We start from the raw sequence: 8694 nt of genomic DNA on the forward strand, positions 1-8694 counted from the left end.
GGAACAAAAAAAACCGTATCTCCGATGAAGAAACGGCTGATGCCCGCTCACCGGAAAAACCTTGCTTCAATAGACTGAAGTCTATTGTTGCCTCCAGTGATCTGGTGAGCACTTCTTATGATCAACCTGCACCAAGCTCAGGACTTGGCTACAGGGATTTGACTATTGGCGATCATTTCACCGAATGGGGAAATGAACGAGGGTTCCTTATCTTTGCTTAACTTGTCATGAAGCGGCAGCTTCGGAAACAGCAGTTCAGCCGTACGGTATGCTTCTTCGAGATGCGGATAACCCGAGAGGATAAACGTTTCAATGCCAATGTCAGCATATTCGCGCATCCGTTCCGCTACGATGTCCGGCGATCCCACAAGAGCCGTTCCCGCACCGCCGCGTACAAGGCCCACGCCCGCCCATAAATTCGGACTGACCTCCAGCTTGGACCGATCTCCGTTATGCAATTGGGACATCCGTCTCTGTCCTTCGGAGTCCATACGTGCAAAGACGGATTGTGCCGAGCGGATCGTCTCGTCATCCAGGTGCTGGATCAGCTCGTTCGCCGCCTGCCAAGCTTCTTCCTCTGTCGGCCGTACGATGACATGAAGTCGAATGCCAAAACGCAGCGTGCGCCCTTTGCTGGCAGCGGCTTCGCGCATGCGGGCGATCTTCTCTGCAACCTGATCGGGCGGTTCGCCCCAGGTAAGATAGACGTCGACATGTTCGGCCGCCACTTCAATCGCCGCATCTGACGAGCCGCCGAAGTACAGTGGCGGGTAAGGCTTCTGCGCGGTCGGATAGAGGACTTTGCCACCGTCTACCCTAAGATGGCCGCCATCAAAATGGACTTCTTCGCCCTGAAGCTCCCTGCGCCATACTTCAAGGAACTCTCCGGTCAGCGCATACCGATCGTCGTGGCTGAGGAACACGCCATCTCCGGCAAGCTCCGACGGATCACCTCCGGCGACGACATTGATGAGCAGCCGCCCTTCCGAGAACCGATCCAGCGTGGCGCTCATGCGTGCCGCGAGTGTAGGCTGCATGAGCCCAGGACGCACAGCCACCAGAAACTTGAGGTTTTTCGTTACCGGCACGAGTGTTGAAGCCACCACCCAGGCATCCTCGCACGATTTACCTGTCGGGAGCAATACTCCACTGAAACCAAGCTCGTCTGCCGCGACCGCAATTTGCTTGCAATACGCATAATTTACGGCTCGGGCCCCTTCACGCGTCCCCAAATATCTACCGTCGCCATGGGTAGGAATGAACCAGAAAATTTCCATGATACCGTTTCCTTTCTTTGATATATTTTGAATGTAGCAGTTACGGATTTGAATGCAGGCTTGAAACGCCGCGCATGCTAGCTTCCTTCAACAATTTCCAAATCGGATCAGTTAGCAGCTCCTTATCTCTGTTCAAGTATTGATTGGCATAGGCCCGCACTGGATCGCCAGCATAGAAACGTTCATAGAGCTCATGTCGCGAACCGAACGGACTGCCGAGCAAATCCCAGGCCAGCTTGAACAGTTGGACCTTCTTTTCGGCGCTAACCGATGAGCCTTCAAAGTATAGATGCATCTGCTTGGATATCGGCCCGTAAAAGTCCTCCATACTTGAAGGGGTTTGGACAAAACCGCCGCCGCCAACCTGCTGCAAAATTTCAATCGCTCGCGGATAATACTTCGTCCCGATGTTACGTGCCGAATCAATATATGACAGTTTGGGTGCGTATACACCGGACTCATCGATCTGCCCTTCGATCTCTGATGCCAGAATTAGTCCCTTCATGACGTCGATCTGGGTCAACAGCTCTCCGAGTTTCTCTTGAACGTGCAGAAAACCGTCTACTTTAATCGCATCCGCCACGGCGAACGTAATTCCCGTAATAAACTCCAGCTTCGCTACGTAACGAACCACATTTTGATGAAATGCAAGCGCGTTGGCCGTTTTGTTCTCTCTTAATGCCAACACTTTGGCGGGATCACCATACAGCAGCACACGTTCCCAAGGCACGAGAACGTCGTCGAGGAAAAGAACGGCATCCATCTCTTCATAATTTGCGCTTAGAATGTGATCCTGACCGCGGGCATCGGCAAACGATTCCCGACAGACAATATGAAGCCCCGGCGAGTTAGCGGGAACAATCAAGACATGAGCATGTTTCTTATTGCGGCTTTCAAATTTCAAAAAAGAAGAAATGATGAAATCATGCGTATAAGGAGCTCCAGTCGCGATCATCTTCGCTCCCCGGACAATGATGCCCTCACTCGTTTCTTTCACGACATGGAGAAAGCGTTCTGCGATTCTGGCATCATCCAAACCCTGTGAACGATCAATCTGAGGATCAATGATGGCGGTAGTCAAGAACAAATCGTTATCACGGGCTTGCTCGTAATAAGTGGAAATCTTCTTGTCGAAATCCGGATCCAATCGTGATAGTTGATGTCGGGCAGCATACCAGCCCGTCACCATGGAGCGAGCATAATCCGAGAGTCGGCTCATCATACCAAACGTCGACTTGGACCAGTAGGCGAATGAAGCACTCCGCCGTTGCAAGTCTTCGAGACTGCGTGGAACAAGAAACGAGCTATGCGAGAACCGATCGCTATGATTCGGTTGAAATCCTACGATTTCCCTTGTAGCCGGTTCATCCAGTTGATTAAATAAACCGCGTATCGTTTCCAGAGTGCCTGTAAATGCAGGATGCTTCGGAAGCTCTGTAATTTTTTTCCCTTCCAACCATACGGATCTTCCGTCATTCAAACTATGCAGAAACTGATCACCTCGCATGCAAACAAAAAACCTCCTTTAAACCATTTTCCATTAACCCTATTGAAGAAGTTGGAATTGTTCTTTATTATAGCTAGTAACTTATGTAACACAACAAACAAAATACGCGAAAATGACGTTTATCTAACACGAACCCCTTGATGGATTCGTTATTATGGAAATAATCCTATATCTGGACTTCAACTGTTTACTTAACTTTCAGCTCTCGAATCGAATTCGTATCGCTTTTTATGTTGCTTAAACAACAAATGATAATCATTTGTTGCATTCAAAAAAATGGGAGTGATTATATGAAGAGCTTGTCCTTAACGGATCGCCGCATTGTGCGCACACGCCAAATTATTACCAACGCTTATTTGGAATTACTGAAGGAGAAAAAAAACGAGGACATCATCATCAAGGATATTACGGAACGCGCCAACGTCAACCGCTCTACCTTCTACTCGCATTACAAGGACAAATATGATTTACTGGACAAAATCACGACCGAAACACTAACCGCTCTTACACAGGAAATGAATGGTTTGCCACTCGATATTCGCCAGCATAACGAGTCGGCAACAGATGTCGTCGATCCGTATTTTGTCGTGTTTTTTAACCATATAGCGAAGCATGAAACATTTTATCGCATTATGTTCTTTATCGATCCATCCGGAAATTTCTCCGATACCATGCTGGCCGAAATCCGTTCGATTTTTTACATTCGGGTAGCGGGCATTAGTAAAGAGAAGAAACTTTCGGTGCCACTGAGTATCTTGCTGGATTATTTGTGCTCATCTTTGTACGGCGTAAGCAAGCGATGGCTGGAGCAAAATTTGACCTATTCCTCCAACCATATGGCGCTGCAAATGACCCGTTTGTCAAATTTGGGCGTATACGGTGCCATGGGTTTGCAGGAAGCCGACGGTCTAACATAAGTTAAATCAAATCCTGAGCGGATGATTTAACTCTGATATAAATAGGAGGTTTAATGAAAGTTTACATAATCATTATTATGACGTATCAAAAAGGCATCTCATAAGATCTAGGATCTTTGAGACGCCTTCATGAAATCGTACATTGCATGGTTCACTACTCTATGTCATGAAGAGTTTCTTCCACCAATATCGTGTTGGAATTTATAACAGTTGTAACCTCACTTATATTCGTAACTTCAAAAGGAGTTAGCGCCCCTTTTATTTTTTTATTTAATATTATTTTTGTTAATGCTGCAGTTACCATAGCTGTTGTCTGATAATCAGAATCTGTACGCAGAGATAAATATTTTACAACCTCACGATTCTCCATCATCCCTTTTACCTCAACAGTTAAAAAAGCGTACTCATCTTTATGAGCATTATGTATCATCAATTTGGATAAAACACCTTTGTTTAACTTGTCGATCTTCTTCGTAAGACCAACTTGTCTTAATATGGATACGAGTGTATTGAAAGAGCTCGAATTCCAGGCGGTCCAATAGTTTAAACGTTTTGTTGAAATTATGTCGTTGAGCAGGCTTTTCTCAGCGTGGTCTATAAGCCTTACTTCCTTCTCCCTCAAATGATCTAGAAAATACATTTTTCTTTTTTCTGTAAAGCCAGATATGTCATTGTTTTTATAATACACGTTAAAGTCTATAATCTTCATCTTATCCAGGATCCCAGATATGCCTGCTGTAGCATTCGTATTTTGCAACAATGCCACGTTGACTTCTGTTACTTCTTCAAACTTTAAAACAGCTTCTTTTACCATAAGACCCGATAATCCAGGAAAAAAACCAGCCATGACAACAGAGGCTGTATTATTGATCTTAGCACTTTGATCTAACTGTTTAACTTCCTTTACAAAATCATAGAATGGCGTAACATCTATACATAAAATGCCACGCTTTATGCAGATACGCTGTATAAGCGGCGTCCTCTGCTTCACAACGACGACGACCACATCAATTTCCTTAATACTAGTTTCCACGCTTTCTTGATCATTTATATCTACATGTTGAAATTTAACTTCACTGTTCAAAGAGTTTGCTAATTCTTCCCCTCTTTCAGTTCGATAGTCGGTTACTATTAGCTCTATATGATTTTTATATATTCTTAATAACTCATGGCAAATCAACTTGCCAAGGACACCCGATGCCCCCACAACCATAATTTTTGTCATTAGTTAAGTCCTCCCTTACAACTCTCTAAATACTAGCATTTAATTATCTTTTGACACAATCAACTGTTGTGAGCATTCATTCCACCCCATACCGTACAAACAACTTGACAAGTAGAGTTGTATCATTTAGATTACGAGTTAGTTGTTTAACTAACTTACTTTAGAGGTGTGGGAATTATGGCGAAGCCAAATGTAATTACTAAGGAAGAACTACTTGAAGCTGCTCAACAGTGCCTTGCCGATAAGGGAATTGATAAAACAACACTTAAAGCAGTCGCAGAAAGGGCAAATGTAAGCCAAGGAACGGTTTTTTATCATTTTCGAACAAAGGAACAATTGATGTTTGAGTTAGTTCAGAGCTTGTGTGACGCCTCATGGAAATCACTTCAAAAAGACGATAAGACAATTGAAGTAGCATTACATAATGCCAAAGAAAGATGCGATTATCATTCTACGTATCATCGATTATTTTATTCTTCTTTAGCTGTAAGTCTTCAAACACAAGCAAATCGTCTACAAATGGGTTCGATGATTCAGAAAGAAAATGAGTATCTGACTGAAATTCTTACCTCCCGCTGGGGCGAGTCACCATTAATCGAGGTATCCATGGATCATTGGGGTATCATGATTAATGCGTTAATAGATGGGTTAGCAGTTCAAGCTTTGCTTGATGAAGAGTTCCCGAAAGAAGACATATTCAAGTCACTACAATTGCTTCTTGAATTCATTACCAAGGATGTGGATAAATGAAGATCAGCCTGACAGAAAGACAGCGCATCGTTTATTCTCTCTTGTGGGGATTTCTCCTCTGGTTGGTAGCAACATTGATCTTTCATTTTTGGGGCAACTGGTTGATTGATGTTAGAAACATCTGGAGAACCGCCATAAGTTTTATTATCGCCGTACCGTTAATTTATGGATGTGTTACTTTTTTGTTTTCTTTACTTGATGTGCCAACATCAGAACGTTCTCGACTATCTATCTTTATTGCATTGCCTGGCATGCTTCTGGACATCTTCTCGTTGCTCTTCCACTCTGTGGTATTCTCAGTCATATCCGAGCAGAGCATTCCCGTTTTGGCGGCATGGTTATTTTGGGCGTATGGCTTAATATTTGTAACAGGCTTGAAACCGGTTGTTGATACAACGAAGTGAGTGTCCCCGAAGGATGGGGTGTCTTGTTGCTTTTCTCCACAGGAGAAACATCACCCTTCCACGATATCTGCCCGAAAATCAGTTGCAATTTCGATCATGAGCGGGATGAGTTCTTGATGGGATACGGCTACATACAACTCCCCCATATAGTGTCTGAATGGAATAAATGCTTCTCCATGGTTCCATATAAAGAAATCCCCTTCTATAGACATGGTGCTCTCTTCCCCTTTCACAGTCAGCACCGTCTGATAAGTAAAATCAGCTTTGGAAGAAAAATAAACGTGGCACTCTTCCAATGAGATTTCTTGAGCACTCGCGTCTGGTTGCATGGATCTTGTAATTCGAAAACGTTGATTCATAAATATCCTCCAAAAAAATATTGATCTTATAGCTGCTTCATTTATGCCAGTGTACCACACAAGTGAGAGGGATATATCAGCGGTGAAATAACTAGAGGAGGGAATATGTGATCCTATAAGAAAAACAAAAATCGGCCCTTTCGCAACATGCGCACCGTGGCCGATTTCAATTGTGACCCTATCAAAAGGAGGTATTCTATTGTGCGGTCAATATCATCGGGCCATCCGCGGTAATGGCGATCGTATGCTCGTATTGTGCGGAAAGCGAGCCGTCAGCGGTTCTGGCGGTCCATCCGTCGGCATCTATCGTCATTAATGCTGTCCCGGCATTTAGCATGGGCTCGATCGTGAACACCATCCCTTCCTTCAGGCGGAATCCTTTGCCCGGTTTCCCGACATGGGGATAATTAGGTTCCTCGTGCATCTCCCTTCCTACACCATGACCGAGCAGATCGCGCACCACCGAGAATCCGTTGCGCTCGGCGTGGGTTTGAACCGCGTGCATCACATCGCCGATCCGGTTGCCGACGACAGCTTTTTCGATGCCAAGATCTAAGCATTCTTTCGTTACCCGCATCAGATTACGAGCATCTTCCGACACCTCGTCAACCGCATAACACCACGCGGAATCGCCGATCCAGCCATCCGCTTCCGCGACGATGTCAATGGTGACGATGTCGCCCTCCTTGAGCGGCTTCCGGTTCGGAAAACCATGTGCAATGACATCGTTGACAGACGCACATGTCGCAAACGGATAGCCGTTGTAGCCGATCGTATACGCCTTGGCCCCATTCTCCTTCAGGAACCGCACCGCGAACGACTCGATATCGAGCGTCGTGATGCCCGGCCGGATCATACCTGCGATGGCTTTATGAAAAGCAGCAACGATTCCGCCAGCTGTTCTCATTTCTTCAATTTCCGCTCTTGATTTCAGGGTGATCATTCCATTTCTCTCTCCTTCAACTGCATGCCTGAAAAAATCATATCGATGATTCCTTCCATATCCATCTCGTCTCGCAGATCGTGGTGAATATTCAAGGTGGTGTAACCGACAAGCGAGCCGAAGATCAGATTGGCAGTTTTCTCTGGTGTTGTGGATCCGGTTCCTTCACGAATCATGTGTACAACCGGCAAATAAATCCGTTCCTGAAACTCAGCATACAGCTTATTGAACCGATTGCCCGAAAAGTGGTGGAAATTATCGGATACGGTCTTAAGTAGAATAAAAACGGAAAGATCCTGGGTGCATTGCTGTAGGAGCAACCTGGCGAACAACTCCGCCTTAAGTAAAGGGTCGTCGTCCCCTGTCAAAGCGGGTTGTACTGCCAATTCCGCTCGATTCAGAGCATCCCACAGTAAATCCTCTAAGAGCATCTGCTTGTTCTTGTAGTAATGATACACGGTTCCATAGCCTAGCTCTGCCTTCATGCTACATCGCGTATTTCCAATTGAATGCCCTTCTCCAAATATACTTCCGCTGCCGCTTGCATGATTTGATTCATCCGCATCTCCCGGATCGCGTCATTCTGCTCTTTGGTTCGTGGTGACATGGCTCCTCCTTTTTTAGACCTGCTCATATGTCAATATAAAATCAATATACATCAATTGGAACTAAGGAGCAAGTGCCTCGACCAATTAGCCACGCATAACGTCCATTGCATTCATAGGGGCAGCGCATTAATATTTTAGTTAATACATAATCTAGGAGGCTCATTTCATGATCAATATCAGTCCTCTACCGTGGCAAGAAGTTCTGACAGACGAGTCTAATCACACGATTACAGGCGATGTTCGGATATACGAGGCTTTCCCTATTCCACAACTACAGACGGAGCGTAGAGTTTGGATTTATTTGCCGAAGAGTTATCGCGAAGGCGATCGCAGCTACCCGGTCTATTACATGCAAGATGGGCAAAACGTGTTTAATCAGGTGACCTCTTGGGGAACCGAATGGGGTGTTGATGAGACGTTGGAACAGATGGCATTGGAGGATCCGGCACTGGAGGTGATTGTGGTCGCTGTTGATAACGGGGGGAACGAGCGTAACCATGAATATAATTTTACGATCAACACGGAACATGGGTTCGGAGGCAAGGGCGAGGCATATGCTGCTTTCCTGGCGGAAACACTTAAACCTTATATCGACATTCACTATCGGACGCTCCCAGAACCAGAACATACGATGATTGCTGGAAGTTCGTTTGGTGCGTATGTCTCTTTGTATACGGCTATTCGCTATCCCGATCAGTTTGGGG

9 protein-coding genes and 1 pseudogene are annotated in these 8694 nt (G+C 45.3%); 4 read left to right on the top strand and 6 right to left on the bottom strand.

Going from position 1 to position 8694, the window contains the following annotated elements:
- Positions 1 to 137 precede the first annotated feature (137 nt).
- Positions 138 to 1277 (bottom strand): FMNH2-dependent alkanesulfonate monooxygenase, encoded by a 1140-nt coding sequence (gene ssuD / locus JCM10914_RS18515; protein ID WP_023963629.1) that lies wholly within the window; start codon positions 1275 to 1277, stop codon positions 138 to 140.
- 40 nt (positions 1278 to 1317) lie between these two features.
- On the bottom strand, positions 1318 to 2784 hold the full coding sequence (locus tag JCM10914_RS18520; RefSeq protein ID WP_023963630.1) for a 4-hydroxyphenylacetate 3-hydroxylase family protein: 1467 nt from the start codon (positions 2782 to 2784) through the stop codon (positions 1318 to 1320).
- A gap of 290 nt (positions 2785 to 3074) precedes the next feature.
- On the opposite strand from JCM10914_RS18520, the gene JCM10914_RS18525 reads away from it, so the two are divergent.
- Positions 3075 to 3701, top strand: a complete 627-nt coding sequence (locus JCM10914_RS18525) for a TetR/AcrR family transcriptional regulator (protein WP_023963631.1) — start codon at positions 3075 to 3077, stop codon at positions 3699 to 3701.
- A 154-nt stretch (positions 3702 to 3855) separates the two neighbouring features.
- Here the strand turns inward: JCM10914_RS18525 and JCM10914_RS18530 are convergent, their stop codons facing one another.
- The gene (locus JCM10914_RS18530; RefSeq protein WP_023963632.1) at positions 3856 to 4926 is read right to left on the bottom strand and encodes a saccharopine dehydrogenase NADP-binding domain-containing protein; all 1071 of its coding nucleotides are present in this window, start codon (positions 4924 to 4926) and stop codon (positions 3856 to 3858) included.
- A gap of 177 nt (positions 4927 to 5103) precedes the next feature.
- Here JCM10914_RS18530 and JCM10914_RS18535 point away from each other — a divergent pair, with 177 nt between their 5' ends.
- Positions 5104 to 5676, top strand: a complete 573-nt coding sequence (locus JCM10914_RS18535) for a TetR/AcrR family transcriptional regulator (protein ID WP_023963633.1) — start codon at positions 5104 to 5106, stop codon at positions 5674 to 5676.
- On the top strand, positions 5673 to 6080 hold the full coding sequence (locus JCM10914_RS28980) for a DUF5367 family protein (protein WP_036718940.1): 408 nt from the start codon (positions 5673 to 5675) through the stop codon (positions 6078 to 6080). Before JCM10914_RS18535 ends, JCM10914_RS28980 begins: the two co-directional genes overlap by 4 nt.
- A gap of 50 nt (positions 6081 to 6130) precedes the next feature.
- Here the strand turns inward: JCM10914_RS28980 and JCM10914_RS18545 are convergent, their stop codons facing one another.
- The 3 genes and pseudogenes from JCM10914_RS18545 to JCM10914_RS18555 form a co-directional block, all read right to left on the bottom strand.
- Entirely contained in the window at positions 6131 to 6439 is a 309-nt protein-coding gene (locus JCM10914_RS18545) for a hypothetical protein (RefSeq protein WP_023963634.1), read from the bottom strand.
- Between the two features lie 196 nt (positions 6440 to 6635).
- A complete protein-coding gene (map, locus tag JCM10914_RS18550) occupies positions 6636 to 7382 on the bottom strand; it encodes a type I methionyl aminopeptidase (protein WP_023963635.1) in 747 nt (248 codons plus the stop codon).
- Positions 7379 to 7989: pseudogene (locus JCM10914_RS18555) on the bottom strand (TetR/AcrR family transcriptional regulator). The gene map and the pseudogene JCM10914_RS18555 overlap by 4 nt, the downstream one beginning before the upstream one ends.
- Before the next feature lie 167 nt (positions 7990 to 8156).
- Between JCM10914_RS18555 and JCM10914_RS18560 the strand changes: the two are divergent.
- Positions 8157 to 8694 (top strand): alpha/beta hydrolase (locus JCM10914_RS18560; protein ID WP_036718944.1); only part of this gene is annotated, 538 nt, incomplete at its 3' end.

It is taken from the genome of Paenibacillus sp. JCM 10914, from assembly GCF_001315105.1.
GTDB lineage: Bacteria > Bacillota > Bacilli > Paenibacillales > Paenibacillaceae > Paenibacillus_AQ.

Coding starts and splice junctions, on each gene's coding strand:
- JCM10914_RS18525 (WP_023963631.1), top strand. CDS start 3,075: ATGAAGAGCTTGTCCTTAACGGATCGCCGCATTGTGCGCACACGCCAA.
- JCM10914_RS18535 (WP_023963633.1), top strand. CDS start 5,104: ATGGCGAAGCCAAATGTAATTACTAAGGAAGAACTACTTGAAGCTGCT.
- JCM10914_RS18545 (WP_023963634.1), bottom strand. CDS start 6,439: ATGAATCAACGTTTTCGAATTACAAGATCCATGCAACCAGACGCGAGT.
- JCM10914_RS18530 (WP_023963632.1), bottom strand. CDS start 4,926: ATGACAAAAATTATGGTTGTGGGGGCATCGGGTGTCCTTGGCAAGTTG.
- ssuD (WP_023963629.1), bottom strand. CDS start 1,277: ATGGAAATTTTCTGGTTCATTCCTACCCATGGCGACGGTAGATATTTG.
- map (WP_023963635.1), bottom strand. CDS start 7,382: ATGATCACCCTGAAATCAAGAGCGGAAATTGAAGAAATGAGAACAGCT.
- JCM10914_RS18520 (WP_023963630.1), bottom strand. CDS start 2,784: ATGCGAGGTGATCAGTTTCTGCATAGTTTGAATGACGGAAGATCCGTA.
- JCM10914_RS28980 (WP_036718940.1), top strand. CDS start 5,673: ATGAAGATCAGCCTGACAGAAAGACAGCGCATCGTTTATTCTCTCTTG.